Genomic DNA, 26,610 nt, shown 5'->3' with positions numbered 1-26,610 from the left:
CTTGCCGCCTGGACGAAGAAGCGGGCGGCAATCATCCGCGCTCAGTCCGGGGCGGACATCAGCCGCGTCAGCATCGCATGCACGGCGGACATCTGCGCTCCCGAGCGGAACGCGTAGTTCTGCCCCGTATAGCCGATCCAGTCCCAGCATCCGAGGGGGTTGAGGATGCCGACACGCCGCAGCTGCGGATACAGGATGATGATTTTATTACTGTCAGCCCAATCGTTATAACCGGTTTTTTCATAAAAGGCATCGGCCACATCCGCCTGGGTCTGCTCGCAACCATGAAATGCCACATGGATACGGCAGCCGGGCTCGCGCAGGCAGATGGCGGGGATATACACATGGGCATCGGTATCCAGGCTGGTCCAGCCCATGGAAAATTCGCGCTGATTGAAGCTTTTCGCCTTGTCCGCGCGCTTGCGCACCGGCGGATTCAAGTCGCCATAGATGTGCTTGAGTATCGCGCCAGGCTGGTCATATGCCGCGCCGTCGACCTCGCAGTGGTTGATGTACTGGTCCCCATTCGTGGCGCAGTCGCCGCCATACGATGGCGATATCATGGCATGTCCAGCAGGAACATTCTTGATGTACAGCATATTTTCGGCGGGAACGCCGGCATCCCTGAAAAAAACGGCCGTAGCGTCGACCAGGGGCGGTACCACGACTTTGTCATTCAGGCCGCTGAATATGTAGATCCGCTCGTGCCTCAAGTTGTCGAGCGGGTCGATCAGGCCCATGGCGGCGAAATATTCGGCCGCGAGCAGCATTCGCTGCGGCCACGGTTCAAGAGGACTCATCCAGCCCATGCACAGCGCGGTACGTGTGGCCATGCCGGTGGCACAGTAATACGGCCCCCCGGCGACGATGCCCGCGCCGATCACCGATCCCGAATAGGCGACCTGGTATTGCACAGCCATGAATGCGCCTGCGGAAAGGCCGGAAACGGAAGTTTGCGACTGGCTGGCGGCCAGCGCGGACAGCCTTCCGCTGGCGCGTGACGATGCCGGGAGCGCCTGTAAAAGTAGCAACAGGATAGTGAAAAAGAATATCTTCATGGTAACTCCTCTCGGTGAAGCTCTTGCCGCTACTGGGGAATGCAGGCGGCGGGAGGCGAATAGGATAGAGCGGTGATGCGGCAAGGCGGTTTCGCCAGGCAATTTCATGTTCTTGATGCAGATCAAGGCATGGCGGGAATTGGACTGCCCGCGGGCCTGCTTTTCCAGGCTGGGCAGGGCGACGGTCCGCACGAGCCTGGCCTGCCGTTCAGCCTAGTGCGGCGCCTCCCTGTCTAGTCACTTTTGCCGATGCGGCTATCCAGATTGCCTTTCCAGAATCACCCTGTGACCGATAGTGCCTTTCCCCTCTGCCACGTAAGCTGGTCGGGACGGCTGGCCAGACGGCCAGTGCATTCATGGAGAAACATCGTGGCTACCCTAGATGGCACTAAGAACAACAGTAGTAACAAGGCAGTCGAACCCGGCATGCGGCGCAAGCAGTTTTCCGTGTTGGTCAGCAGCACCTTCGCATTTACCATCTGCTTTGCAGTCTGGATGATGTTTGCCGTACTGGGCATTCCCATCAAGACCAGCCTGGGCTTGACTGAAACACAATTCGGCCTGCTGGCCGCCATGCCTGTGCTGACGGGTTCTCTCGTGCGCGTGCCCCTGGGCATCTGGACGGACAAATACGGCGGACGCCGCGTCTTCTTCTGGCTGATGCTGGCCAGCGTGGTGCCGATCTACCTGATCTCCTACGCCACCGCCTACTGGCATTTCCTCGTGCTGGGCATGTTCGTGGGCCTGGCGGGCGGTTCGTTTTCCGTCGGCACGCCCTACGTGGCGCGCTGGTATGAAAAGGAGCGCCGCGGCCTGGCGATGGGCATCTTCGGCGCCGGCAACTCCGGTTCCGCGCTGACCAAGTTCGTCGCGCCCGGCATCGTCGCCGCTTTCGGCTGGCAAATGCTGCCCAAGGTGTATGCGGTCACCATGCTGGCCACTGCCATCATCTTCTGGCTGTTTTCGTTCACGGACAAATCGCATCTGGCGCCGTCGGGCGAAAGTTTTTCGGCGCAGATGAAGGTGCTGAAGGATCCCCGCGTGTGGCGCTACTGCCAGTATTACTCGGTGGTGTTCGGCGGCTACGTGGCGCTGGCCCTGTGGATGACCAAGTACTACGTGGCCGAATACGGCTTCGACCTGAAGCACGCAGCGCTGCTGGCCGCCTGCTTCTCGCTGCCGGGCGGCGTGCTGCGCGCCGTGGGCGGCTGGATCTCCGACAAATACGGTGCGGCGAAAGTCACCTGGGCCGTGATGTGGGTGTGCTGGGTGTGCTTCTTCCTGCTGTCGTATCCGCAAACGCAGATGGTGGTGGAAACCGTCACGGGTCCGCTGGCCTTCCATATCGGCCTGTCGCCGCTGTGGTTCACCGTGCTGCTGTTCATCGTCGGCATCGCCATGGCCGTGGGCAAGGCATCCGTCTTCAAGTTCATCGGCGATGATTTTTCCGACAACATCGGCGCCGTCTCGGGCGTGGTCGGCCTGGCCGGCGGTCTCGGTGGCTTCATCCTGCCCGTGATGTTCGGTGCCCTGGTGGACCTCACCGGCGTGCGTTCGAGCTCCTTCATGCTCTTGTACGGCACCGTCTGCGTTTCCCTCGTCTGGATGCATTTCTCGTTCAAGTCGCTGCGCGCGGCACCTATCCCTCAACCTGCAGGAGCAAAAGCATGAGCCGCTATATGATTAACACCTGGGAGCCTGAGACTCCCAGTTTCTGGCAATCGACAGGCAAGGCCACGGCCGCGCGCAATCTGTGGATCTCGATTCCCGCGCTGCTGCTGGCGTTCGCCGTGTGGATGGTGTGGAGCGTGGTGGTGGTCAACCTGCCCAACATCGGTTTTACCTACAGTAACAACCAGCTGTTCTGGCTGACGGCCTTGCCGGGCCTGTCCGGCGCCACCTTGCGCATCTTTTATTCGTTCATGGTGCCGATCTTCGGCGGGCGCCGCTGGACGGCCATTTCCACCGGGTCCCTGCTGATTCCCGCCATCGGCATCGGCCTGGCCGTGCAGGACGTGAACACGGGCTATCCGACCATGCTGATCCTGGCGCTGCTGTGTGGCTTTGGCGGCGGCAATTTCGCCTCGTCGATGGCCAACATCAGCTTTTTCTACCCGAAGGCGAGCAAGGGCTTCGCGCTGGGCATGAATGCGGGCCTGGGCAACTTGGGCGTGTCGGTGGTGCAGTTCGTCGTGCCGCTGGTGATCACCTTCGCCGTCTTCGGCGCCTGGGGCGGCGATTCGCTCACCTGGGTCAAGAATGGCGTGAGCAAGGACATGTGGCTGCAAAACGCGGGCTTCATCTGGGTGCCGTTCATCGCCTTGAGTACCTTGCTGGCCTGGTTCGGCATGAATGACCTGGCGTCGGCGAAGGCCTCGTTTTCCGAACAGGCCGTGATCTTCAAGCGCAAGCACAACTGGCTCATGTGCTGGCTGTACACGGGCACCTTCGGCTCCTTCATCGGTTATTCGGCCGCGTTTCCGCTGCTGATCAAGATCCAGTTCCCCGACGTGAACCCGCTCGATTACGCCTTCCTCGGCCCACTGGTCGGCGCGCTGGCGCGCGTGGCCGGCGGCGTGATTTCCGACAAATTGGGCGGCGCCCGCGTCACCCTGTGGTCGTTCCTGCTGATGATCGGCGCTGTGCTGGGCGTGCTGTACTTCATGCCGCAATCCGGCGTGGGTGGAAGCTTTACCGGTTTCTTCTGGATGTTCATGCTGCTGTTTGCCGGCACCGGTATCGGCAATGCATCGACCTTCCGCATGATCCCCGTGATCTTCTTGACGGAACACCAGCGCGCGGCCGCCGGCAAGGGCAAGGCGGAGCAGGAGCAAGCCATCGTCGACGCCAACAAGGAAGGCGCTGCCGTCCTGGGTTTCACCTCGGCCGTGGCCGCGTATGGCGCCTTCTTCATCCCGAAAAGCTATGGCACCTCGATCTCGCTGACGGGCAGCCCCGACGCGGCCCTGTGGTGCTTCATCGGCTTTTATGTCAGCTGCATCGTGATCACCTGGTGGTGCTATGCGCGCAAGAACGCACCGATGCCTTGCTAGTTAGCGTCAGAATGCCTGGCAAGTCCTGCTTGCCGGGCGTTGTATTCAGTAAGAGGTAGTCATGGAAGAACTGGAAAAATTCGTCAACGGCTTCAGCCTGTTTCAGCAGCAGTATTTCAGCGAGCCGCAAACCTTGTACGACAGCCTGCGCGACGGGCAGCGGCCCTCGACCTTGCTGATCGGCTGCTGCGATTCGCGGGTCGATCCCATGCTGCTGACGGGCAGCGATCCGGGCGACATGTTCGTCGTGCGCAATATCGCCAACCTGGTGCCGCCGTGCACGCCCGACGCGCCGCCCGGCGTCAGTTCGGCCATCGAGTTTGCCGTCTGCAAGCTGGAAGTGGCCAGGGTCATCGTGCTCGGGCATGCGCGCTGCGGCGGCATCCGCGCGCTGCTGGAACCGCAGCCGCGCGCGGAAGGCCAGGAAACGGACTTCGTGGGACAGTGGATGCGCATCGCCGAACCGGTGGCGCAACGCGTACGGCGCGAACTGGCGCACCGTTCGTCGGTAGAACAGCACCACGCGTGCGAACTGGCCAGCATCCTGCAGTCGCTGGACAACCTGCTCACCTACCCATGGCTGAAACGGCGGGTGGAGCAGGGATTATTGAAATTGCATGGATGGTATTTCGACATCGACAGCGGGGCGCTGATGGCGTATTCGGCGCGCCAGCAGCAGTTTTTGCCGCTGGTGTGTCCGATAGAGCGCGCGCGGCATTTGCACGAGCGCCCTTGGCCGGATTCAGCTAAAACGTAACAAATCCCCGCTGCGGTCAAACGCCAGCAGGCTGTCGATGCGGCCTTGCTCGATGGCCGTCACCATGGCGCGCAGGGGCGCTTCGCATTCCTGCGCCGCCGGCGGCTGGCCGTCCTGGCCCGCCAGTCCCGCCACGAAGACCACGTCCCAGTGCGTCTGCATCTGTTTCGACTCCTCCTTCAATGTCTCGAAGCTGTCCAGTTCCTCGGGCAGCTTGTCGGCGCACATCACGGGCGTGAGGGACTTGCCCTGGCCGCCAGGCTGGGCCTGCGCCTGGGTAAAGGTGAACAGCAGGCGTTGCGGCTGCTCCTGGTTGCGGGCGCTGCGCAGCAGGCTGGCGTAATCGGTAATCGGCATGGTGCTCTTTCTCTGTGTTGAACGATGACGACAGGTATACCGCAGCGCCGCCTTGCCGCCCATAGGCAATAGTGACTATCCGGGTGACTACGCGCCTATGCATTCCTGGTGCCGGAAACCGACTTCTTGCCAATACCGCCGGGCAGGGCGCATCGATAGACTGTTTGTATCGACGCTTGAGCCATCCTGCTTGCAGCGTTTTTTAAGACCTGGCGCCGCTGCCTGCGGCGCACTGTGGAGGTAGCATGAGTCACTTTCTGGACCGCCTGAAATTTTTTAGCAAGCCCGCCGAGCCGTTTTCAAACGGCCATGGCACCGTGGTCGATGAAGACCGTACCTGGGAAAACGCCTACCGCCAGCGCTGGCAGCACGACAAGATCGTGCGCTCCACGCATGGCGTGAACTGTACCGGCTCGTGCAGCTGGAAGGTGTATGTCAAGAATGGCTTGATCACCTGGGAAACCCAGCAAACCGATTACCCGCGCACGCGGCCCGACCTGCCCAACCACGAACCGCGCGGCTGTCCGCGCGGCGCCAGCTATTCCTGGTACGTGTATTCGGCGCAGCGCGTGAAATACCCGATGGTGCGCGGCCGCCTGATGGAAATGTGGCGCGAAGCGCGCAAGACCATGGACCCCGTCACGGCCTGGGACTGGATCAGCCAGGACCCCGTGCGCTCGCAGCAGTACAAGTCCATCCGCGGCCTGGGCGGCTTCGTGCGCGCCACGTGGGACGAATCGAATGAAATCATCGCCGCAGCGAATGCGCTGACGATCAAGAAATACGGCCCGGACCGCGTCGTCGGCTTTTCGCCGATTCCCGCCATGTCCATGGTCAGCTATGCCTCCGGCACGCGCTACCTGTCGCTGATCGGCGGCGTGGCCCTGAGCTTTTATGACTGGTACTGCGACTTGCCGCCCGCCAGCCCGCAAGTGTGGGGCGAACAGACGGACGTGCCGGAATCGGCCGACTGGTACAACTCGACCTATCTGATGGTGTGGGGCTCGAACGTGCCGATGACGCGCACGCCGGACGCCCACTTCTACACGGAAGTACGCTACAAGGGCACGAAAACCGTGGCCATCTCGCCCGATTACGGCGAAATGGTGAAGTTCGGCGACATCTGGCTGGCGCCCAAGCAGGGCACGGATGCCGCGCTGGCGCTGGCCATGGGCCACGTCATCCTCAAGGAATTCCACTCGGAAGGGCAGAGCGCCTACTTCCGCGACTATGCGCGCCAGTACACGGACTTCCCGATGCTGGTCCTGCTCAAGGAGCATAACGGCACCCTGGTGCCCGACTACTTCCTGCGCGCTTCGCACCTGGACAACAACCTCGACGAAACCAACAATCCGGAATGGAAAACCCTCGTCATCGATGAAACCACGGGTGCGATCACCGCGCCGGCCGGCTCCATCGGCTTCCGCTGGGGTGAGTCGGGCAAGTGGAACCTGGAGCAGAAGGCGGGCGGCAGCGGCGCGCCCATCGTGCCGATGCTCTCCATGATCAACGACAGCGACGCCGTCACGGAAGTGGGCTTTGCCTACTTCGGCGGCAAGGATGCGTCCGACATGCTGCTGCGCAAGGTGCCGGTGAAAACCATCCGCCTGGCCGACGGCAGCACGGGCCTGGTGACCACCGTGTTCGACCTGACCCTGGCCAACTACGGCATCGACCGTGGCCTGGGCGGCGAAAACGTGGCCGAAAGCTATGACGACGACGTGCCGTACACGCCAGCATGGCAGGAGAAGCACACGGGCGTGAAGCGCGCCGACGTCATCACCGTGGCGCGCCAGTTCGCGGAAAACGCGGACCAGACGCGCGGCAAGAGCATGGTCATCGTGGGCGCCGGCCTGAATCACTGGTACCACATGGACATGACGTACCGCGGCATCATCAACATGCTGATGATGTGCGGCTGTATCGGCCAGTCGGGCGGCGGCTGGGCCCATTACGTGGGCCAGGAAAAACTGCGTCCGCAAACGGGCTGGACGCCTTTGGCCTTCGCCCAGGACTGGGTGCGCCCGATGCGCCAGATGAACGGCACCTCGTTCTTCTATGCCCACACGAGCCAGTGGCGCCATGAAAAGCTGGAAACGGGCGACATCGCCTCGCCATCGGCGGCCGGCGGCACGGGCGACCTGACCCTGCTCGACTACAACGCCAAGGCCGAACGCATGGGCTGGCTGCCATCGGCGCCGCAGCTGCAAACCAATCCGCTGGAAGTGGCGAAGGCCGCCAAGGCGGCAGGGCAGGCGCCGGCCGCATATGCGCTCGACCAGATCAAGGCAGGCCAGCTGCAGTTCTCGTGCGACGACCCGGACAACCCGGCCAACTTCCCGCGCAATATGTTCGTCTGGCGTTCGAATATCCTCGGCAGTTCGGGCAAGGGCCACGAGTACTTCCTGAAATACCTGCTCGGTACGCAGAACGGCTTGCTCAGCGATGAAGAGGACTGCCTCACGCCGAAGCAGGTGAAGGTGCGCCCGGCCGCCGAAGGCAAACTCGATCTGCTGGTGGTGCTGGACTTCCGTATGTCGACCACGTGTCTGTACGGCGACGTGGTGCTGCCGACGGCCACCTGGTATGAAAAGGACGACTTGAACACGTCGGACATGCATCCGTTCATTCACCCCTTGTCGGAAGCCGTGCAACCCTTGTGGCAATCGAAATCGGACTGGGAAATCTACAAGGGCATCGCCGAGAAATTCTCGGAAATCGGCGGCGAGCTGCTGGGCACCCAGCAAGACATCATTTTGACGCCGCTGATGCACGACACCCCGGGCGAACTGGGCCAGCCATTCGATCCCAAGGATTGGCGCGCGGGCGAATGCGACGCCATTCCCGGCAAGACCATGCCGAACATGACGGTGGTCGAGCGCAATTACCGCGACGTCTACAAGAAGTTCACCTCGATCGGCCCGCTGCTGGAAACCATCGGCAACGGCGGCAAGGGCATTTCCTGGAAAACGGGGCATGAAGTCGAGGTACTGCGCAGCGTGAACCGCACGGTGCTCGACGAGGGCGTGTCGAAGGGCCAGCCGCGCCTCGATACGGCCATCGATGCGGCCGAAATGATTCTGTCGCTGGCGCCGGAAACGAATGGCCACGTGGCCGTGAAAGCCTGGGCCGCGCTGTCCGCCATCACGGGACGCGAGCACACCCACCTGGCGCTGCCGCGCGAGCATGACAGCATCCGCTTCCGCGATGTGCAGGCGCAGCCGCGCAAGATCATTTCCTCGCCCACCTGGTCGGGCCTGGAAAGCGAAGAAGTCAGCTACACGGCCGGCTATACCAACGTGCATGAACTGATCCCATGGCGCACCCTGACGGGCCGCCAGCAGTTTTACCAGGATCACCTGTGGATGCGCGATTTCGGCGAGGGGCTGTGCGTGTACAAGCCGGCCATCAACACGAAGACGACGGAAGCGCTGCTGGGCACCAAGCCGAACGGCAACAAGGAACTGGCGCTGAACTTTTTGACGCCGCACCAGAAGTGGGGCATCCACTCCACGTATTCGGACAACCTGCGCATGCTGACCCTGTCGCGCGGCGGACCGCACGTGTGGCTGTCGGAAACCGATGCGCAGACGGCAGGCATCGTCGACAACGACTGGATCGAAGTGTTCAACGTGAATGGCAGCCTGACGGCGCGTGCCATCGTCAGCCAGCGCATCCCGGCCGGCATGACGATGATGTACCACGCCCAGGAAAAGATCATCAACGTGCCTGGCGCGGAGATGACGGGCAAGCGGGGCGGCATCCATAACTCGGTGACGCGCGCCGTGCCCAAGCCGACGCACATGATCGGCGGCTACGCACAACTGGCGTACGGTTTCAATTACTACGGCACGGTGGGCTCCAACCGCGATGAATTCGTATTGGTGCGCAAGATGAACAAGGTCGACTGGCTCGAAGGCCCGTTGCAGGAAGAAGGAGCATAGTATGAAAATCAGAGCGCAAATCGGCATGGTGCTGAACCTGGACAAGTGCATTGGCTGCCACACTTGTTCCGTCACCTGCAAGAACGTGTGGACCAGCCGTGACGGCGTCGAGTACGCATGGTTCAACAACGTGGAAACCAAGCCAGGCATCGGCTATCCGAAGCAGTGGGAAAACCAGGACAAGTGGAATGGCGGCTGGCGCCGCACGGACGCGGGCAAGATCGAGCCGCGCCAGGGCAGCCGTCTGAAAATCCTGGCGAATATCTTCGCCAACCCGAACCTGCCCGCCATCGACGAGTACTACGAGCCGTTCACCTACGACTACGAGCACCTGCAAAGCGCGCCGCTGTCGCAGACGCCGCCGACGGCCCGTCCCATCTCCGTGCTGACGGGGAAAAAGATGGAGAAAATCGAGTGGGGTCCGAATTGGGAGGATGACCTGGGCGGGGAATTCGCCCAGCGCAGCAAAGATAAACTGTTCGACAACATGCAGAAGGAGATGTACGGCACGTTCGAAAACACCTTCATGATGTACTTGCCGCGCCTGTGCGAGCATTGCCTCAATCCGACGTGCGTGGCCTCTTGCCCGTCCGGCTCCGTGTACAAGCGCGAAGACGACGGCATCGTGCTGATCGACCAGGACAAGTGCCGCGGCTGGCGCATGTGCATCTCCGGTTGCCCGTACAAGAAGATTTACTACAATTGGTCGTCCGGCAAGGCGGAGAAGTGCACCTTCTGCTTCCCCCGCATCGAAGCTGGCCAGCCGACCGTGTGCTCGGAAACGTGCGTGGGCCGCATCCGCTACCTGGGCGTGCTGCTGTATGACGCCGACAAGATCGAGGCTGCCGCCTCCGTGCCGCAGGAGCAGGACCTGTACCAGGCGCAGCTCGACCTGTTCCTCGATCCGCACGACCCGGCCATCATCGCCGAGGCGCGCCGCCAGGGCATCCCCGACCTGTGGCTGGAAGCTGCCGTCAAGTCGCCCGTCTACAAGATGGCCGTCGAGTGGAAAGTGGCGTTCCCGCTGCATCCCGAATACCGCACCTTGCCGATGGTGTGGTACGTGCCGCCGCTGTCGCCGATCCAGGCGGCCGCCGAATCGGGCAAGCTGGGCGTGAACGGCATGCTGCCGGATACGCAAAGCCTGCGCATTCCCGTGCAGTACCTGGCCAATCTGCTGACGGCCGGCGACCAGCCGCCCATCGTCTCGGCGCTGGACCGCATGCTGGCCATGCGTGCCTACATGCGCAGCAAGACAGTCGAGAAGGTGGAGAACCTCACGGTTCTGAAACAGGTGGGCTTGACCAAGGCGCAGGTGGAGGACATGTACCACATCATGGCCATCGCCAATTACGAAGACCGCTTCGTCATCCCCAGCAGCCACAAGGAAATGGCCGAGGACAGCTTCAACGAGAAGGGCAGCTGCGGCTTCAGCTTCGGCAATGGCTGCTCGGACGGGGTCAGCGAGCCTACCTTGTTCGGCAAGAAAAAACACGGTTCGGCCATCTTCATGCAGATGCCGAAGTCGCGCAAAACGGCGCCCGGCGCTTAAGGAGTTCATATGGAACACGCTATGCATCACTACCAAGTCCTTTCTCGCCTGCTGCTGTATCCCGAGCCCGAGCTGATCGAACACCTGCCGCAGCTCGATGCCGCGCTGGCGGCCGTGCCGGAACAGCACGCGCTGCTGCGGCCCTTGCTGGCGCACCTGGAAAGCAGCAGCCTGATCGACCTGCAGCAGCAGTACGTGGCCACGTTCGACCGCAATCCGTCGCACTCGCTGCACCTGTTCGAGCATATCCACGGCGAATCGCGCGACCGGGGCCAGGCCATGGTCGACCTGATGGAGGAATACAAGCGCCACGGCCTGCAAATGGTGGGCGACGACTTGCCCGACTTCGTGCCCCTGTTCCTGGAGTTCCTGGCGCAGCTCGACGAGGAAGTCTCGGCACCGCTGCTGGGCGACGCCGTCCACGTGCTGGCGCACATTGGCCGCAAGCTGACGGCCAACGGCAGCCCGTATGCGCCCATCTTCACCTTGCTAGAACGCCTGAGCCCCGTGGCGGCCGAAATGCTGGCCGAACCGCCGGTGCGCGACATGGATGAAGCGCTGGAAACCTTCGGTCCCGGTGCGGACGGCGTCGAGCCGTTGCTGCGCCAAGGTCAGGGCCAGGTCGCGGGCGGCGTCCATCCCGTGCATTTTCACCCGCAGCCGCGGCGCGCAGCTTGAATCGCGTCCGCATGAGGAGAGTACATCATGAGTAACTATTTGCATCAATTTGTGTATGGCATTTATCCATACATCGCGCTGGCCATCTTTTTCCTGGGTAGCCTGATCCGTTTCGACCGCGAGCAATACACGTGGAAGTCCGATTCCAGCCAGTTGCTGCACCGCGGCAGCCTGCGCCTGGGCAATATCCTGTTCCACATCGGCATCATCGGCCTGCTGTTCGGCCATGCGGCCGGCTTGCTCACCCCCGTCTGGGTGTGGGATACGCTGGGCGTGTCGCACAGCCTGAAGCAGGGCGTGGCCATGGCGGCCGGCGGCGTGATGGGCGGCCTGTGCCTGGCCGGCATCCTGATCCTGCTGGTGCGCCGCTTTTCCAATGAGCGCTTGCGCGCCGTCACCACGGCCGGTGACAAGCTGGTGATGGTGTGGATTTTGCTGACCTTGCTGCTGGGACTGTCGTCGATCTTCGTCTCCGCTTCGCACATGGATGGCCACATGATGGTCTTGCTGATGAACTGGGCGCAGCACATCGTGACTTTCCGCGGCGACGCGGCCAGCTTCATCGTCGATGCGCCGCTGGTGTTCAAGCTGCACCTGTTCATGGGCATGTCGCTGTTCGTCATCTTCCCGTTCACCCGCCTGGTGCACGTGTGGAGCGGCTTTGGCGCCATCGGCTATCTTGGCCGCGCCTGGCAACTGGTGCGCCGCCGTTAAGAAAGGAGCTACATCATGGGAATCTCCGTCAATGGCATCGATATCGACGATGCCGACATCGCGCAGGAATTGCCGCATCACGACGGCGCCGGCAATCCGCTGAAACAGGCCGTGCATGAGCTGGTGCTGCGCCGGCTGCTGCAGGACGAGGTCGAACGCCTCGGCGTGCAGGGCGGCAGCCTTGACGACCGCATCGAAGCGTTGTTTGCGCAGGAAGTGCGCGTGCCGCCCGCCGATGATGCGGCTTGCCGCACCTTTTATGCGCAGCGTCCGCAGCTGTTTAGCAGCGGCGCGCTGGTCGAGGCGCGCCACATCCTGTTCCAGGTGACGCCCGAGGCGCCTTTGGAACTGCTGCGGGCCACGGCGCAAGCCGTGCTCGACGCCCTGAAGCTGGCGCCCGAGCGCTTCGGCGAACTGGCGGCGCAGTATTCGAACTGCCCCTCGGGCGCCCTGGGCGGCAACCTGGGCCAGCTGTCGCCGGGCCAGAGCGTGCCGGAGTTCGACGCGCTGCTTTTCCGCCTGGAAGAGGGCGCGCTGGCTGGCCATTTGCTGGAAACGCGCTTCGGCTACCACATCGTGCAGGTGCTGCGCCGGGTCGAAGGCCAGGCCATCGCCTACGAGGCGGTGCAGGCGCAGATCGCCGACCGCCTGTCGCGTGCCGCGTGGCAGCGCGCCGTGCACCAGTATCTGCACTTGCTGGTGGGGCGCGCGGAGATCGCCGGCATCGAGCTGGAAGGCACAGCCAGTCCGTTAGTGCAATAGACCGGAAGGCGTAGGCCGCTAGGCCTTCTGGGGCACAGCCAGATCGTGCCCCAGCCTTTACAATCAAGGAAGAAACAGGAGTAGCGTCATGGGTAGCGTCAAGTTGCAGGACCGTTTTGGCCGTTCGATCGATTATGTGCGGCTGTCCGTCACCGACCGCTGCGATTTGCGTTGCAGTTATTGCATGCCCAAGGGCTTTCGCGGTTTCGAAGAGCCGAAGGACTGGCTGACGTTCGACGAGATCGAGCGCCTGCTGGGTATTTTCGTGCGCCTCGGCACGCGCCGCGTGCGCCTGACGGGCGGCGAGCCCCTGTTGCGGCGTAACCTGCCGGAGCTGGCGCAGAGGCTGTCCGCGCTGCCCGGCTTGCAGGACCTGTCGCTGTCGACGAATGCCACGCAGCTGGGCAAGCATGCCGTGGCCCTGCGCGCGGCCGGCGTGGACCGCATCAACGTCAGCCTGGACTCCCTGGACCGCGCCTGCATGCAGCAGATCACGGGGCGCGACAGCCTGCAGCCGATTCTGGACGGCCTGATGGCGGGCAAGGGGGCCGGTTTCGATCCGATCAAGATCAATATGGTGGCCATGCGCGGCGTCAATGACAGCCAGATCGAGGCCATGGCGGCCTTCTGCATCGAGCAGCAGTTCATCCTGCGCCTGATCGAAGCCATGCCGATGGGCAGCACGGGCCGCAATGCCCGCTACATGCCGCTCGGTCCCGTGCGCGAGCGCCTGGCGGCCCGCTTTGGCCTGGTGCCGCAGGCGATGGAGCTCGGTGGCGGGCCGGCGCGCTATATGGCGACCCCTGATGGACGCTCGAGCATCGGCTTCATCACGCCCATGTCGCAGCACTTTTGCGCCACCTGCAACCGCGTGCGCCTGTCCGTCGATGGTACCCTGTACCTGTGCCTGGGCCAGGAAGAAAAATTCGCCCTTGGCCCCATGCTGCGCGGCGGGGCCACGGATGCGGAGATCGAGGCGGCGATCCGCGCCGCCATCGAACTCAAGCCGCAGCAGCATGATTTCAACACGCAGCCGGACAAGATTATCCGTTTTATGGCCCAAACCGGAGGCTGAACGGGGCGGTGCCAAGTAAAGGGTGTATGAAATTTAAAGCGATGTTTTCCTCCTGGCAGAAGCTGTCGACCAAGATCGTCGGCGCGCTGCTGCTCATGCTGGTGCTGGCCCTGAGTGCCATCGGCTGCACCCTGTTCCTGTCGTGGCAACTCGAAGGCAGTTCGGCCGCCATCAACGAGACGGGCCGGCTGCGCATGCAGACTTACCGCCTGACCCTTTTGCTTGCCAGCGATGCGGGCGAGCAGGCGCGCCAGCAAGTGCTGCTGATCGACGAGACCCTGGCCAAGATCGGCCATGGCGACCCGCAGCGCCCCTTGTTCCTGCCGCCCAGCAGCGCCATCAAATCCGAATTCGAGCGCATCGGCACCGCCTGGCGCGGCGCCCTGCGTCCGGCCGCCCTGGCCGCCGATTCCAGCGTGCGCGCGCGCCAGTTCGAGCATGACGCCGATACCTTCGTCGGCCAGGTCGACCAGCTGGTGCGCCTGATCGAACACGATAGCGAACAGCGCACCTTCTGGCTGCGCGCCTCGCAACTGATCCTGGTCGGCATGGCCGTCATCGGCACGGTGAGCATGATTTACCTGATGTTCATGCTGATCATCGAACCGGTCACGCGCCTGCGGCTGGGCATGCAGCGCATGAAGGAACGCGACTTCAGCGTGCGCCTGGCAGTGGAGAGCAATGACGAATTCGGCCAGCTGGCCAGTGGCTTCAACCAGATGGCCGACCGCCTGCAGGCGCTGTACGGCAACCTGGAAGAGGGCGTGCGCAGCAAGACGGCCACGCTGGAATACCGCAACCGCGAACTGGCGCTGCTGTACGAAAGCGCCGCCTTCCTGCAGCGCCCGCAGCCGCTGGAAGACATCTGCGGCGGTTTCATGCAGCGCATCGTCGACTATTTCGAGGCCGACGGTTCCACCGTGCGCGTGCTCGACGCGGAGCGGGGCAACCTGCACATGGTGGTGCACCACGGCCTGTCCGAAGAACTGGTGGCGTCCGAGCATTGCCTGAAGGTGGGCGACTGCCTGTGTGGCACGGCCGTCGAGATGAAGGTGGCGAAGGTGCACGACATGCGCCGCATCGACAAGGCGCACGAGCTGCGCTGCCACCGCGAGGGCTTTGCCACCGTCTCCGTCTTCCATATCCACGCGCACGAACAGCACCTGGGCTTCTTCAACCTGCATTTCCGCCATGCCCGCGTGTTTTCCGCGCGCGAGCTGGCCTTGCTGGAAACGCTGGGCCAGTTGCTGGGCATCGCGCTGGAAAACCTGCGCCTGGCCGCGCGCGAACGCGAAATGGCCATTTCCGAAGAGCGCAACCTGGTGGCGCAGGGGCTGCACGACAGTATCGCGCAAAGCCTCAATTTCCTCAACCTGCAAGTGCAGATGCTCGACGACTCAGTGCGCAACGCCCGTTTCGACGAGGTGGCAGGCATCGTGCCGGCCCTGCATGCGGGCGTGAAGGAAAGCTATGAAGACGTGCGCGAACTGCTGGCCAATTTCCGCAGCCGCCTGATGGAAGATGACCTGATCGGCTCCCTGCGCGCCGCGGTGGACAAATTCCGCCGCCAGACGGGCATCGACGCCGAACTGCTGGCCGATGTCGACGGCGCGCCATTCCCCCGCGAGCAGCAATTGCAGTTATTATTCATCGTGCAGGAAGCGCTGTCGAACATCCGCAAGCACGCCCAGGCCAGCCACGTCGAGGTGCGCCTCGCCGACCACCAGGACTTTACCTTGACGATCAGCGACAATGGCGTCGGCTTTGACGCTTGCGCCGTGCTGGAAAAGGGCGACAGCCATGTCGGCATCCATATCATGCGCGAGCGCGCGCAGCGCATCGACGCCACGTTCGACGTGCACGCCTGTCCTGGCGGCGGCACCACCGTCGAACTGCATTTGTCGCGCGAGCAGCGCCGCGCCGCCTAAGTAACCACCTGAAAGTACAAAAAATGGAGACACCCGATAAACCGATCACCGTCATGCTGGTGGACGACCACGCGCTGTTCCGCAGCGGCATACGCTCGCTGCTGCAGCGGCATACGGATTTTTCCGTCGTGGGCGAGGCGGCCGATGGCGTGGAAGGCATCAAGCGCGCCATCCAGCTGCAGCCCGACGTGGTGCTGCTGGACCTGAACATGGCCGGCATGTCCGGCGTGGAAGCGCTGCAGCTGATGCAGCACGATTGCCCGGACACGGCCATCGTCATGCTGACCGTGTCCGAAGACGCGGAAGACCTGGCGACGGCCCTGCGCGCGGGCGCCTGCGGCTACCTGATCAAGAATATCGACGCCGATTACCTGGTGCGCGCCATCCGCCGCGCCGCCGCCGGCGAAGTCGTCATCGCCGAAGCCATGACGGGCAAGCTGGTGGCGCAGCTGCAGGCGGGCACGCGGCGCGAGGAGCCCGTGTCGGAACTCGACAAGCTCACGCCGCGCGAAAAGGAAATCATCGACTGCCTGTCGCGCGGCGAGAGCAACAAGGGCATCGCCCGCACGCTGGACCTGGCCGAAAGCACGGTCAAGATCCACGTGCAGAACGTGCTGAAAAAACTCAACCTCACCAGCCGCGTGCAGGCGGCCGTGTACGCGGTCGAGCACCGCCAGGGCAAGTAGCCTGCGCCGGCGGCTAGTCCTTGCGGGCTAGCCGTCTAATCCTTTTGCCGATGGCGGCAGCTGCGCTTTTAAAGTAGTATATTGAATATATCTTTAAATGCGAGCCCATCATGGCCATCACCCCGATCAGCGAACCATCTCCTTCTCCCTCCGCCCCCGGCGCTGCGCCCTGGCATGCCGGCCACGCCGTCTGGCAACTGGGTTTCCGCCCGTTTTACCTGCTGGCGGCCGTGTTTGCGGCCATCAGCATTCCCCTGTGGCTGGCCAGCTACTTCGGCGTGCTGGCGGGCGGCTTGCACGTGGGGCTGGGCTGGCATATGCATGAAATGGTGTTCGGCTTCGCGCTGGCCGTCGTCGTGGGTTTCCTGTACACGGCGGGGCGCAACTGGACGGGCTTGCCCACGCCGCACGGCGCGCCGCTGATGGCGCTGGCGGCGCTGTGGCTGGCGGGGCGCGTGGCCATGCTGTGCGGCCCGAGCCTGCTGGCGGCGCTGGTCGACTGGCTGTTCCTGCCGCTGGCCGCCTGGCCCCTGTATCGGGTGCTGCGCCGCTCGGGCAATACGCGCAACCTGTTCCTCGTCGGCTTGCTGGCCTTGCTGGCGCTGGCCAACGGCCTGTTCCATGCGGCCGTGCTGGGCTGGCTGCCGTTGTCGCTGTTCCTGCCCGTGCAGGCGGCCATCTTCATCATCGTGCTGATCGAATCGGTGATCGGCGCGCGCGTGATCCCCATGTTTACCCGCAATGGCGCGCCTGGCAGCACGCCGGTGGCCAGCCCGCGGCGGGCCTTGATCGCCGTGGCCTGCATGGCGGCGGCCGCGATCGCGTGGCTGGCCGGCGCGCCGGCCTGGCTGACGGCGCCGCTGGCTTTCTGTGCTGCCGGCGTCTCGCTGACCAACCTGCTGGCCTGGCAGCCACAGCGCACTTTGCGCGTGCCGCTGCTGTGGATCCTGCACCTGTCGTATGCGTGGATAGGCATCGGCTTCGCGCTGCTGGCGGCCGCAAGCCTGGGCCTGCTGCCGGCCAGCGCCGCGTTTCACGCGCTGACGGTGGGCTCGATGGCGGGCCTGATCATCGGCATGATGACGCGCACCACCCTGGGCCACACGGGGCGGCCGTTGAAAGGCGGCAGGGCGGAAGCGGCGATGTACTGGCTGATCCAGCTGGGCGCGCTGGCGCGCCTGCTGGCCGCCGTCGGTCCCGCAACGCTGGCCATGCCGCTGCTGCTGGCAGCGGGCGCCTGCTGGTCGCTGGCCTTTGGCCTGTATGCGTGCGTGTATGCGCCGTACCTGTGGCGCGCCAGGGTGGATGGCCGCGAAGGCTAAGCGTCAGAAAGGGCGCCAGGCCAGCAGTTTCCTGATTTCCGGCGTCCAGTAGGACAGCGATTCGCCCACGACGAATAGCAGCAGGCCCAGCATCAAGGCTCTCAGCAGTAAATCCCTGCACCAGATCATGGCGTCTCCCAAATTTTCATATTGGCAAGTTTATCATTGGCATGCCCGGCCATGTTGCGTTTCTGGTACGGCCGCCTGGTCGGACGGCGGCGTCCGTGCCGTGAAGGTCGCGACGGCCTCGATGGCATGCGCCAGAGCCTGCTCCAGTGTGTCGAGCGCGGCGGCCGCATCGTCGCCGGCGTGCAGCAGCTGTTCGGCATGCCGGGCCGCATGCAGGGTGGCTGGCAGGGCCAGGCTGCCCGCCTCGCCGGCCAGCTTGTGCGCCAGCGCGGCCGCGTCGCCGCGCGCATCGGTCGCCAGCAGCGCCCGCATGGCGCCGACCGTGTCGCCGTAGGTGTTGCTAAAACGCAACAGGTGCTGGCGGTAGGGCGCTTCATCGAGCCACTGCGCCATCCCTTGCGCCAGGTCGATGGCGGGCGCCGCGCCGCCCGGCGGCTCGGTCGTTGCCATTTCGGCCATGACAGGCGGCAGGGCAGGCAGCCCTTGCGCATGACGCCGGTGCGCGCGCGCCACCAGGGCGATGGTCTGCGGCACGTCGAACGGTTTGCTGATGAAATGGTTCACGCCCGCTTCCAGTGCCGCCGTGCGCTGCGTCTGGAAGGCGCCGGCCGTCAGCGCCACCACGGGCAAGTCCTGGAACTGCGGCAACTGGCGCAGCGCGCGTGTCGCCTGCAAGCCGTCCATGACGGGCATCTGCACATCCATCAGCACGATGTCGACGTCGGCGGGGTGGGCCAGCAGCCAGTCCAGCGCCTGCTGGCCATCGCAGGCGAACGAGGGCACGGCGCCCTGGTCGCACAGGATATGCCTGACCACGTCGCGGTTGATTTCGCTGTCGTCGACCACCAGCACGCGCACGCCGGCCAGCTGGCGCTCTTCCAGCGGAGCCAGACTGGCGTCCAGGCCGGCATCCCTGGCGCGCTGCTGGCGCGCAGCCATCACCGCGTTGTACAGGCTGGAAGCGGTCACCGGTTCGTTGAGGATGGCATCGGCGGCATAGACCGGGTCGGTGCGCCGCCGTGCCGGCGCCATTGCCGGCGCGCCGCTGGCGGCCAGGATGACGACGGGGCAGTCCTGCGGCGGCAAGTATTCGCGCAGCGCGCGCGCCGTCGCTTCGCCGTCCAGGTCCGGTATGCCGGCGGCCAGCAGCACGACGCCGGGCCGCTCCCCCTCGGCGCAGGCCAGCGCATAATCGAGTGCCGCCTGGCCGCCGGACACGGCATGCACGCTCCAGCCCAGGCCGCGCGCCACGGCGTCCACCGCCTCGCGCGTGCCGGCGTTGTCATCGGCCAGCAAGACATGCAGGCCCTGCATGTCGGGCGAGGACAGGGCGCCGGCGGGCATCAATTGCAGGGGCACCGTGAAACTGAATTCGCTGCCCTGGCCCAGGCCGCTTTTCAGCTGCAGGGTGCCGCCCATCAGGTGGACCAGCTGGCGGCAGATGGTCAAGCCTAGTCCCGTGCCGCCGAAGCGGCGCGTGGTGGAACTGTCGGCCTGGGCGAAGGCGGAAAAGATCGCTTCCTGCACCTTGGGGGCGATGCCGATGCCCGTGTCGCGCACGCAAAAGCGCAGCACCGCGGCGTCGCCGTCGCGGCTGTCCAGCGTGCTCAGCAGCTCGACCGTGCCCTGCGGCGTGAACTTGATGGCATTGCTGCCCAGGTTGACCAGCACTTGCTCCAGCCGCAGCGCGTCGCCCAGCATGTGGTCGATGCCGTCGGGCAACGGCCCGATCCGCACCTCAATCGGCTTGTCGTGCGCGGCAACACCCATGCTGGCGGCAATCTTTTCGATCACTTCGGCCAGGCGGAACGGCGCCTGTTCGATGCGCATGTGGCCAGCCTCGATTTTCGAGACGTCCAGCACGTCGTTGATGATGCCCAGCAGGGACTGGCCGGCGGCGCGGATCTTGCGCGTCATCAACAGTCCCTCGTCATCCAGGCGGCCCCTTTCCAGCAGCCAGGCCATGCCGAGGATGGCGTTCAGCGGCGAGCGGATTTCATGGCTCATGTTGGCGAGAAATTCCGCCTTGCTGCGGTTGGCCGCTTCGGCCCCGTCGCGCGCCAGCAGCATGGCCGCCTCGGCCTGCTTTTGCGCGGAAATATCCTGGGCAAAGATCAAGGTGGCCGGTCCATCCTTGAGCATCACGCGCGTGCTGGTCTTGAGGATGGGCACGGGCCGGCCCTGCTTGTCCAGGCCGATGGCTTCAAACACCTGTTCGCTGGCCGAATCGGCCTCGATCAGCGCCTCGTTGCTTGCCAGCGCCACTTGCGAGTCGGCCGTGAGCATGGTGCGCCAGGCCAGGCCGCTCAGGTCGTCCTCGGGCGCATAGCCATGCAGGTGGCGGTAGCGCGGGTTGGAATACACGAAGCGCCCATGGCGCAGGATGGCGATCGCCACGGGCGCATCTTCGATCAGGGTGCGAAAGCGCGTTTCGCTGTCGGACACGGCTTGCATGGCCTGGCGTTCCCTTTCCTGTTCCACCTGCCAGGCCGCCTGCTGTCGCCGCCGCCGCTGGCTCCAGAACAGCAGGCTGGCCGCGGCCAGCGCCAGCATGGCAAAGCCCAGCACGTAGCCCAGCGCCTGGCGCCGCAGGGGGGCGGCGATGGCCGCTTCTTCGCGGCTCAGGCCGATGATCAGGGCGCGGTCCATGTGCAGCGCGGCGGGGGCGATGGTTGCCATCGCCATGACGCGGGGGGAGGCGGACCCGCCGGCGCCGGCAATCTCGACGCCGCTCAGCACGCCCGCCTGAAAGCCGCTGTCGCGAAAGCGCCGCAGGAAGCTGCCGGGCGCGTCCACATTGCCGCCATTGGCGTTCCTGGGGGGATAGTTCAGGAATTGCCGGCCGTCGCCATGCACGACCACGGCCCAGACGTCGGGCGCATACATGGCGGTGCGGAACTTGGCCGTGAAATAGTCGGGGTCGAAGGTGGCCACGACGACGCCGGCAAAGCGGCCTTGCCGGTCCTGCACCATGCGCGCCGCCGTGATGACCAAGTCCCGCTTGAAGGACAGGAAAGGCGCCGAGATGTACAGCATGCGCGCATCGGGGGCGTCGCGCGCCGTCTGGAAGTAGCCGCGGCGCGAAAAATCCTGGCCGGCCAGTTCCGGGATGTTGGTGGCGACCGGCTTGCCGCCGCCATCGATGACCAGCATGGTGCGCACGCCCGGCATGGCGTCGACCAGCGCGGCCAGGCGCCGGGGCAGCGCTTGCCCGGCGTCGGGCGCGGCGCCGGCGGCAAGGTAGTCGCGGATCACGCCGTCGAGCACCAGGTTGGTCGACGCCAGGTCGACTTCGATATTTTTTGCCAGCAGCGCAGTCAGCACGCTGAGCCTTTCGCGCTCGGCCGCATCGTGCCGCGACGCTTCGGCCAGGTGCGCGTAGGCGAGGGCGGCAGCCACGATCAGCAGCCCGAGGAGCAAAAACAGCCATTCGATCAATCGCCTGTGCACCGCCGCCGCGTCTGTGTGGTAGGTCATGTGGCGATGCTATACCCGATATGCAGGGAGAACAACTTTTGTGCATGACTACGCAGGTGATAGTGTGGCCAATTTGCCGCCAGGCGGCAGGCGCCAGCCGCAGGCTAGCGCGCCAGCCAGCGTTCCACCATGGCGCGCAGCTGGGCGGCCGTGAAGGGCTTGGACAGGTAATCGTCCATGCCGGCCGCCGCGCAGCGCTGCCGGTCGTCGTCCGTGACGCCGGCCGTGAGGGCGATGACGGGCAGGCGCCGTGCGCCGCTGGCCGCTTCGCGGGCGCGCAGGGCCTGGCACGCCTGGTAACCGTCCATGACGGGCATCATGCAATCCATCAGGACCAGGTCGTACTGCTGTTCGGCCAGCGCTTGCAGGCCCAGCGCGCCGTTCTCCGCCGTGTCGATGGCGTAGCCGCAGGTGCCCAGCTGCAGGCACACCAGCTGGCGGTTCAGCGCCGTATCCTCGACCAGCAGGATGCGCGCGCCCGGCGCTATCTCTTGTTCCGGCGGCTTGGCGGCATCGGCTGGTGCCGCGCGCTCCTGTAGCGCCAGCACCGTGGCCGCGTCGCGCTCCTGGCGCCGCAGCAGGGCCAGGACCAGCGCGACGGCCGCGGCCAGCACGAGCAGGCTGACGACGGCCGCGCCGCCCATGGTGAGCAGCATGCGCCGCCAGCCCGCCAGGTAGACGTCGTCCGTCACGGTCACGTTGATGGCCAGCGGATAGTCGCGCACCAGCCGTATGGCGGCCAGGCGGTCGACCGCGCGCCCCTGGTCGGCCGCGCGCGGCGAGTCCACCTGCAGCACGCCATCGGTCTTGCCCTGTTCCAGCAGGCGGTAGGTGCTGCCCGTCAGGTTGCGCTTGCCCATCATGCCGGGTACGGCCGGCCAGCGGGCCAGCAGCGTGTAGTCGCTGCGGTACAGGGAAAAGGCCGTGTGTTCGCCGATGCTGGCGTTCTGGAAGAATTTGCTGAAGAAGTCGCACGACAGGCCCACCAGCACCACGCCCAGGAAGCGGCCGTCCGTGCCGCTGATGCGCCGGCTGATATAGAAGGTCCAGGCGCCATCGCCCTTGTTTTGCACGGGCGCGCTGACATGCATGCCGCCGTCCGGGTGGCGCCGGTGATACTCGAAGTAATCGCGCTCGTCGAGGCTGATGGGCGGCGCGGGAAAGGCGCGGCTGAAGGCCAGCACCTTGGCATCGCCGCCGATGATGGATACCCCGTCCACTTGCGGCACGCCGCCGATCTTGTGTCGCAGCATCTGCTGCATGGCCGGGGTGCCGACGGCGGCGGCCAGCGCTTGCGCGTCCGCCGGGGCGGCGGCATCGATGTCGCGGCTGACGCCGTCGAGCACCAGCCTGGCCGCCGTCATGCTCTGCGCCGTGTTTTCCGCCAGCAGCAGCGACAGCTTGGACAAGTCCTGTTTCCAGTCGTCGACGGCTTCGCGGTGCAGCAGCACGCCGGAGACGGCGATGCGCAACGCCAGCAGGCCCACCAGCACCAGGCCCACGACGGCCGCCGTGGTGCGCGGCCGATAGCGGTGCACCAGGCGCAGGGCGGCCTGGCGCGCGTTCATGCCTGCGCGCCCGTGTAGTCGAGCATGCTGCGGCGTACCTCCTGCTCCACCGCGCCGACCAGCGCCGCCGTTTCATCGAGCCAGCCTGCTGCCGGCACGCCCTGGTGGCGCACCAGCTGCTCGAATTCCGCCAGGCGCGCCGCCAGGGCGCCGGCGCCCAGCAGGGCGACGGTGCCGCGCAAGGTATGGCAACTGTGCACGATGGCTTGCGCCGCACCGCCGCGCACGGCTTGCTCGACGCGGGCAAACATGGCCGGCGCCGTATCGAGGTAGGTCTGCGACAGGGCGCGGAACATCTCCAGGTCGCGGCCGGTGGCCTGGAACAGCACGGCAGGATCGATGTGGCGATAGGCTGGCATGGCGGCTCCGTGGCGGGGGGAAGGCGGTGGCCGGCTAGGCGGCCAGGCTGTTGCGCCGCGCATGGCCGGCGCAGCAGGCGCGCAGATAGCCGCGCAGCTCGTCGTAATTGACGGGTTTGGCAAAGAACACCACGCCGGGCGGCACGCCGCCCCGTTCTTGCAGTTCCTCCGGCGTCAGGCTCGACAGCATGGCGATGTGCATGTCCGCCAGCAGCGGGTCGGCCAGGATGGTGCGGATCACCTCGTAGCCGTCGATGCCTTCCATGATGATGTCGGCCAGCAAGATGTCGGGCTGGTCGCGGGCGATTTCCATCAGCGCCTGGTAGCCGTTTTCGCAAAAGCGCAAGTCCGCCTGCAAGCCCCAGGAACCGATCTGCTTTTCATACAGCGCCCGTTCGATCGGATTGTCTTCGATGACGAGGATGGACGGCGGGCGGCCCGACGGGGCGGGGCGGCCGGCGCGCGCGGCGCGCTGGTCCTGGCCCGGCTGGCCGGGATTGCCCTTGTAGGCTTCGACGGCCGCGAGGGGAATGCGGCGGTGGCCGCCCTTGGTCTTCCAGGCTTCGATCACGCCGGCCTCGACCAGTTGCTGCACGGATGTCACCGAGATGCCGAGGATTTCGGCGGCCTTTTGGGTAGTGCAAACGTCTGCAGTGTGCATGATGGGCTGTCTGGTTGCGGATGAAGTTGAAGGAGATGATACGCAATCGCGCTCAAAAAATCAATTTTAACGAATTAGATGAATTCAATAAAAACCTGGCTGGTTCAGGGCCGGGCAGGCGCGCCAGGTGGATGCGCGCTCATGGCCGGCTGCCTGCGCCGCTGCGCTCCTCTGCCAGCACCGCGCCCGTTTGCAGGGCCGTGACGGCTTGCGACAGCGTGTCGAGCGCCATCAGCAGTTCCGCATGCAGGCGGCGCAGCGCGCCGATATCGTTGGCAAAGCCCGCATGCACGGCCTGGCGCGCCAGCGCCTGCAAGGGGAGCAGGCCCATGGCCAGGCTGCCGTCGAGAATTTCCTGCGCCAGCACGCGCGCCGGGGCGGTCCGCTCGCAGCGCAGCGCATGGGCGATGCCGGCGAGGCGGTCGCGCGTCTCGGCCACGAACAGGGCCAGAATCTCGCCCTGCAGGCGCCGGTCGTGGCCGAACATGGCGTCCAGGCGGGCCAGTTCGAATGGCGGCGCGCCCGGCGCCCTGGGCGCTTGCGGCGGCGGTGCGCTGTCAGCCCCCCTGGCCGGCGGGGCCGCTTTGCGCATCTGCAGCAGTTGATGCAGGTCGGACGGCGTGCTGCTGCCGGCCGCTGGCGCGCGGCCGGCCTGGCGCCAGCGGGTGCGGCGCCAGAGCAGGGCGGCCAGCAGCAACAGCAGGCCTGCCAGCGCCAGCGCCGGGCGCATCAGCGACAGGTCTTCGCAGCGCAGGAAGGGGTGGATGGAGAGAAAGGCGTTCATGGCGGTGCTCCGGTGCGGACGATGCGCGTGATCCTGCGTGAGGGCGGACCTAAAATACTTCCCAGTCGCCGGCATCGGCGCCGGCCGGCGCCGTGTTCCTGGCCTGGCCCGCGTGGCGCGTGGCGACCAGCCTGAGCGTGGCCTTGTGCTGTGCGGGCCGCCGGGCGGCAGGCGCGCGGGGCGCCGCGCCGGCTTGTCCTTGCGCCAGCTTGAAGGTGCCCACCACGTCGGCCAGCTTGGCCGCCTGCTCCTGCAGCGATTGCGATGCCGCCGCCGCTTCCTCGACCAGGGCCGCATTCTGCTGCGTGACTTCATCCATCTGCGCGATGGCGCGGTTGATTTCCTCGATGCCCGTGCTTTGCTCCACGCTGGCGGCCGAGATTTCGCTGACGATGCCGGTGACGCTGCGTACCGTGTCGACCACTTCCGTCATGGTCGCGCCGGCCTGCTGGACCAGCTTGCCGCCTTGTTGCACCTGTTGCACGGAGTCGCCGATGAGTGCCTTGATTTCCTTGGCGGCCGCCGCCGAACGGTGCGCCAGGTTGCGCACTTCGGTGGCCACGACGGCAAAGCCGCGTCCCTGTTCGCCGGCGCGCGCCGCTTCCACCGCCGCGTTCAGGGCCAGGATATTGGTCTGGAAGGCGATGCCGTCGATGACGCCGATGATGTCGGCGATCTTGGCGGACGAGCTGTCGATCGCTTGCATCGTGCGGATCACGTCGCCCATCACTTGCCCGCCCCGCTGCGCCTGGTCCGAGGCGCTGACGGCCATTTGCCGGGCCTGGCGGGCGTTGTCCGCATTCTGCCGCACGGTGGCCGTCAATTCTTCCATGGCCGACGCGGTTTCTTCCAGCGAGCCGGCCTGCTGCTCCGTGCGCGCCGACAGGTCCAGGTTGCCCGCCGCGATCTCGCTTGACGCCGTGCCGATGGTGTCCGTGCCGGCACGCACTTCGGCCACGATGCGCACCAGGCTGCCGCTCATCTCCGCCAGGGCTGTCATCAGCTGGCCCACCTCGTCGTGCGAGGCGGCGCTGACCTGCACGCTGAGGTCGCCGCTTGCGATGGTGCGGGCCACGCCGATGGCATCGGCCAGCGAGGCGGCGATGCGCCGCGCCAGCAGCAGGCCCATGCCGGCCACCAGGGCCGTCACGGCCAGGGTCAGGCCGCTGGAAATCCAGCGCGCGCTGGCCGCGGCCGCGGCGCCGTCGGCAGCCCCCTTGGCGGCCAGGGTTTCGTTGTAGCGGTGATGGGCGGCGAGGGCGTCGACCAGTTCCTTGATCAGGGGCTGGCTTTCCATCAGCAAGTCGCGTGCGGCGTCGAGTTCGCCCGCCTTCGACAGCGCCAGCACCTTGTCGCGCACGGCGTCGTAGCGCAGCAGCACGGCGCGGTCCGTGGCCAGCAGCGCCTTGTCTTGCTCATCTGAAATGTTTTCCTTTTCATACTGGTCGAGCGCCTTGCCGACCGCCGCGCGCGCCTCGTTGATGCCCGCTTCCAGCTTGTCGCGCCTGGCGGCGTCCTTGCTGGCCATGTGCTGCCAGACGGCCGTGCGCATCTGCGTGAACGGCACGAACGCCTGGTTCATGGTCAGCAGGCTGGGAACGGTGTTGACGGTGGCATAGCTGGCCGCTGTGTACACGCGGTCCATCTGGTAGATGCCAAAGCCTGCCAGGGCGGCCAGTCCCAGGACGACGGAAAGGATCAAGACGTACAGCCGTTTAGCGATGGTCATGATGGGCGCCGCTCCAA

General features: G+C 65.3%; 21 protein-coding genes. 12 read left to right on the top strand and 9 right to left on the bottom strand.

The features are described 5' to 3' along the window. Window positions 1-41: 41 nt before the first annotated feature. Window positions 42-1,058, bottom strand: a complete 1,017-nt coding sequence (locus CLU94_RS00890) for an extracellular catalytic domain type 2 short-chain-length polyhydroxyalkanoate depolymerase (protein ID WP_099664224.1) — start codon at window positions 1,056-1,058, stop codon at window positions 42-44. A 426-nt stretch (window positions 1,059-1,484) separates the two neighbouring features. On the opposite strand from CLU94_RS00890, the gene CLU94_RS00885 reads away from it, so the two are divergent. The 3 genes from CLU94_RS00885 to CLU94_RS00875 all read left to right on the top strand — a co-directional run bounded on the left by CLU94_RS00885 (window position 1,485) and on the right by CLU94_RS00875 (window position 4,868). Beyond that, window positions 1,485-2,729: an MFS transporter gene (locus CLU94_RS00885; protein WP_099664223.1), complete on the top strand. Its 1,245-nt coding sequence runs from the start codon at window positions 1,485-1,487 to the stop codon at window positions 2,727-2,729. Beyond that, window positions 2,726-4,111: a NarK family nitrate/nitrite MFS transporter gene (locus CLU94_RS00880; protein WP_099664222.1), complete on the top strand. Its 1,386-nt coding sequence runs from the start codon at window positions 2,726-2,728 to the stop codon at window positions 4,109-4,111. The genes CLU94_RS00885 and CLU94_RS00880 overlap by 4 nt, the downstream gene beginning before the upstream one ends. A gap of 61 nt (window positions 4,112-4,172) precedes the next feature. Then, entirely contained in the window at window positions 4,173-4,868 is a 696-nt protein-coding gene (locus tag CLU94_RS00875; protein WP_099664221.1) for a carbonic anhydrase, read from the top strand. On the opposite strand, the gene CLU94_RS00870 is transcribed toward CLU94_RS00875, so the two are convergent. Further along, window positions 4,854-5,225: a hypothetical protein gene (locus tag CLU94_RS00870; protein WP_034781616.1), complete on the bottom strand. Its 372-nt coding sequence runs from the start codon at window positions 5,223-5,225 to the stop codon at window positions 4,854-4,856. The genes CLU94_RS00875 and CLU94_RS00870 overlap by 15 nt on opposite strands. Before the next feature lie 245 nt (window positions 5,226-5,470). Between CLU94_RS00870 and CLU94_RS00865 the strand changes: the two genes are divergently transcribed. The 9 genes from CLU94_RS00865 (at window position 5,471) to CLU94_RS00825 (ending at window position 17,886) form a co-directional block, all read left to right on the top strand. Further along, complete coding sequence (locus tag CLU94_RS00865; RefSeq protein WP_099664220.1) at window positions 5,471-9,169, top strand: nitrate reductase subunit alpha; 3,699 nt, start codon at window positions 5,471-5,473, stop codon at window positions 9,167-9,169. Between the two features lies 1 nt (window position 9,170). Continuing rightward, window positions 9,171-10,721 (top strand): nitrate reductase subunit beta, encoded by a 1,551-nt coding sequence (gene narH / locus CLU94_RS00860; protein ID WP_099664219.1) that lies wholly within the window; start codon window positions 9,171-9,173, stop codon window positions 10,719-10,721. 9 nt (window positions 10,722-10,730) lie between these two features. After that, window positions 10,731-11,399, top strand: coding sequence for a nitrate reductase molybdenum cofactor assembly chaperone (narJ, locus tag CLU94_RS00855; protein WP_257218627.1), 669 nt, complete (start codon window positions 10,731-10,733; stop codon window positions 11,397-11,399). A 27-nt stretch (window positions 11,400-11,426) separates the two neighbouring features. Further along, window positions 11,427-12,113 carry a respiratory nitrate reductase subunit gamma gene (gene narI / locus CLU94_RS00850; RefSeq protein ID WP_099664217.1) on the top strand — a complete coding sequence of 229 codons (687 nt, stop codon included), beginning with the start codon at window positions 11,427-11,429 and terminating at the stop codon, window positions 12,111-12,113. 15 nt (window positions 12,114-12,128) lie between these two features. Further along, window positions 12,129-12,875, top strand: coding sequence for a peptidylprolyl isomerase (locus CLU94_RS00845; protein WP_099664216.1), 747 nt, complete (start codon window positions 12,129-12,131; stop codon window positions 12,873-12,875). 88 nt (window positions 12,876-12,963) lie between these two features. Beyond that, entirely contained in the window at window positions 12,964-13,950 is a 987-nt protein-coding gene (moaA, locus tag CLU94_RS00840; protein WP_099664215.1) for a GTP 3',8-cyclase MoaA, read from the top strand. A 26-nt stretch (window positions 13,951-13,976) separates the two neighbouring features. Beyond that, window positions 13,977-15,878, top strand: coding sequence for a type IV pili methyl-accepting chemotaxis transducer N-terminal domain-containing protein (locus CLU94_RS00835; protein ID WP_099664214.1), 1,902 nt, complete (start codon window positions 13,977-13,979; stop codon window positions 15,876-15,878). Window positions 15,879-15,901: 23 nt separating this feature from the next. Next, window positions 15,902-16,564 carry a response regulator gene (locus CLU94_RS00830; RefSeq protein ID WP_034781594.1) on the top strand — a complete coding sequence of 221 codons (663 nt, stop codon included), beginning with the start codon at window positions 15,902-15,904 and terminating at the stop codon, window positions 16,562-16,564. 110 nt (window positions 16,565-16,674) lie between these two features. Continuing rightward, entirely contained in the window at window positions 16,675-17,886 is a 1,212-nt protein-coding gene (locus tag CLU94_RS00825) for an NnrS family protein (RefSeq protein ID WP_099664213.1), read from the top strand. Between the two features lie 3 nt (window positions 17,887-17,889). On the opposite strand, the gene CLU94_RS28595 is transcribed toward CLU94_RS00825, so the two are convergent. From CLU94_RS28595 to CLU94_RS28830, 7 genes are all read right to left on the bottom strand, one after another. After that, window positions 17,890-18,015, bottom strand: coding sequence for a hypothetical protein (locus CLU94_RS28595; protein WP_257218626.1), 126 nt, complete (start codon window positions 18,013-18,015; stop codon window positions 17,890-17,892). 33 nt (window positions 18,016-18,048) lie between these two features. Further along, complete coding sequence (locus CLU94_RS00820; protein ID WP_099664212.1) at window positions 18,049-21,492, bottom strand: response regulator; 3,444 nt, start codon at window positions 21,490-21,492, stop codon at window positions 18,049-18,051. Between the two features lie 104 nt (window positions 21,493-21,596). Beyond that, complete coding sequence (locus tag CLU94_RS00815; RefSeq protein WP_099664211.1) at window positions 21,597-23,060, bottom strand: response regulator; 1,464 nt, start codon at window positions 23,058-23,060, stop codon at window positions 21,597-21,599. Then, on the bottom strand, window positions 23,057-23,419 hold the full coding sequence (locus CLU94_RS00810; protein WP_180278546.1) for an Hpt domain-containing protein: 363 nt from the start codon (window positions 23,417-23,419) through the stop codon (window positions 23,057-23,059). Before CLU94_RS00810 ends, CLU94_RS00815 begins: the two co-directional genes overlap by 4 nt. Window positions 23,420-23,453: 34 nt before the next feature. After that, window positions 23,454-24,080, bottom strand: a complete 627-nt coding sequence (locus CLU94_RS00805; protein WP_099664209.1) for a response regulator — start codon at window positions 24,078-24,080, stop codon at window positions 23,454-23,456. A gap of 139 nt (window positions 24,081-24,219) precedes the next feature. Next, window positions 24,220-24,864 (bottom strand): hypothetical protein, encoded by a 645-nt coding sequence (locus CLU94_RS00800; protein ID WP_099664208.1) that lies wholly within the window; start codon window positions 24,862-24,864, stop codon window positions 24,220-24,222. A gap of 49 nt (window positions 24,865-24,913) precedes the next feature. Then, complete coding sequence (locus tag CLU94_RS28830) at window positions 24,914-26,593, bottom strand: methyl-accepting chemotaxis protein (RefSeq protein WP_099664207.1); 1,680 nt, start codon at window positions 26,591-26,593, stop codon at window positions 24,914-24,916. Window positions 26,594-26,610: the final 17 nt, after the last annotated feature.

The organism is Janthinobacterium sp. 13, assembly GCF_002749695.1.
In the GTDB taxonomy this organism is placed as follows: domain Bacteria; phylum Pseudomonadota; class Gammaproteobacteria; order Burkholderiales; family Burkholderiaceae_D; genus Janthinobacterium; species Janthinobacterium kumbetense.
The sequence above is the reverse complement of the archived record's forward strand: the minus strand, read 5'-3'. Positions and strand labels throughout refer to the sequence as shown.

What these genes read in the sequence shown, in the direction of transcription:
- moaA (WP_099664215.1), top strand. Translation starts at nt 12,964, where the DNA reads ATGGGTAGCGTCAAGTTGCAGGACCGTTTTGGCCGTTCGATCGATTAT.
- CLU94_RS28595 (WP_257218626.1), bottom strand. Translation starts at nt 18,015, where the DNA reads ATGATCTGGTGCAGGGATTTACTGCTGAGAGCCTTGATGCTGGGCCTG.
- CLU94_RS00890 (WP_099664224.1), bottom strand. Translation starts at nt 1,058, where the DNA reads ATGAAGATATTCTTTTTCACTATCCTGTTGCTACTTTTACAGGCGCTC.
- CLU94_RS00805 (WP_099664209.1), bottom strand. Translation starts at nt 24,080, where the DNA reads ATGCACACTGCAGACGTTTGCACTACCCAAAAGGCCGCCGAAATCCTC.
- CLU94_RS00820 (WP_099664212.1), bottom strand. Translation starts at nt 21,492, where the DNA reads ATGACCTACCACACAGACGCGGCGGCGGTGCACAGGCGATTGATCGAA.
- CLU94_RS00885 (WP_099664223.1), top strand. Translation starts at nt 1,485, where the DNA reads ATGCGGCGCAAGCAGTTTTCCGTGTTGGTCAGCAGCACCTTCGCATTT.
- CLU94_RS00835 (WP_099664214.1), top strand. Translation starts at nt 13,977, where the DNA reads ATGAAATTTAAAGCGATGTTTTCCTCCTGGCAGAAGCTGTCGACCAAG.
- narH (WP_099664219.1), top strand. Translation starts at nt 9,171, where the DNA reads ATGAAAATCAGAGCGCAAATCGGCATGGTGCTGAACCTGGACAAGTGC.
- CLU94_RS00875 (WP_099664221.1), top strand. Translation starts at nt 4,173, where the DNA reads ATGGAAGAACTGGAAAAATTCGTCAACGGCTTCAGCCTGTTTCAGCAG.
- narJ (WP_257218627.1), top strand. Translation starts at nt 10,731, where the DNA reads ATGGAACACGCTATGCATCACTACCAAGTCCTTTCTCGCCTGCTGCTG.
- CLU94_RS28830 (WP_099664207.1), bottom strand. Translation starts at nt 26,593, where the DNA reads ATGACCATCGCTAAACGGCTGTACGTCTTGATCCTTTCCGTCGTCCTG.
- CLU94_RS00825 (WP_099664213.1), top strand. Translation starts at nt 16,675, where the DNA reads ATGGCCATCACCCCGATCAGCGAACCATCTCCTTCTCCCTCCGCCCCC.
- CLU94_RS00800 (WP_099664208.1), bottom strand. Translation starts at nt 24,864, where the DNA reads ATGAACGCCTTTCTCTCCATCCACCCCTTCCTGCGCTGCGAAGACCTG.
- CLU94_RS00880 (WP_099664222.1), top strand. Translation starts at nt 2,726, where the DNA reads ATGAGCCGCTATATGATTAACACCTGGGAGCCTGAGACTCCCAGTTTC.
- CLU94_RS00845 (WP_099664216.1), top strand. Translation starts at nt 12,129, where the DNA reads ATGGGAATCTCCGTCAATGGCATCGATATCGACGATGCCGACATCGCG.
- CLU94_RS00810 (WP_180278546.1), bottom strand. Translation starts at nt 23,419, where the DNA reads ATGCCAGCCTATCGCCACATCGATCCTGCCGTGCTGTTCCAGGCCACC.
- CLU94_RS00870 (WP_034781616.1), bottom strand. Translation starts at nt 5,225, where the DNA reads ATGCCGATTACCGATTACGCCAGCCTGCTGCGCAGCGCCCGCAACCAG.
- CLU94_RS00815 (WP_099664211.1), bottom strand. Translation starts at nt 23,060, where the DNA reads ATGAACGCGCGCCAGGCCGCCCTGCGCCTGGTGCACCGCTATCGGCCG.
- CLU94_RS00830 (WP_034781594.1), top strand. Translation starts at nt 15,902, where the DNA reads ATGGAGACACCCGATAAACCGATCACCGTCATGCTGGTGGACGACCAC.
- CLU94_RS00865 (WP_099664220.1), top strand. Translation starts at nt 5,471, where the DNA reads ATGAGTCACTTTCTGGACCGCCTGAAATTTTTTAGCAAGCCCGCCGAG.
- narI (WP_099664217.1), top strand. Translation starts at nt 11,427, where the DNA reads ATGAGTAACTATTTGCATCAATTTGTGTATGGCATTTATCCATACATC.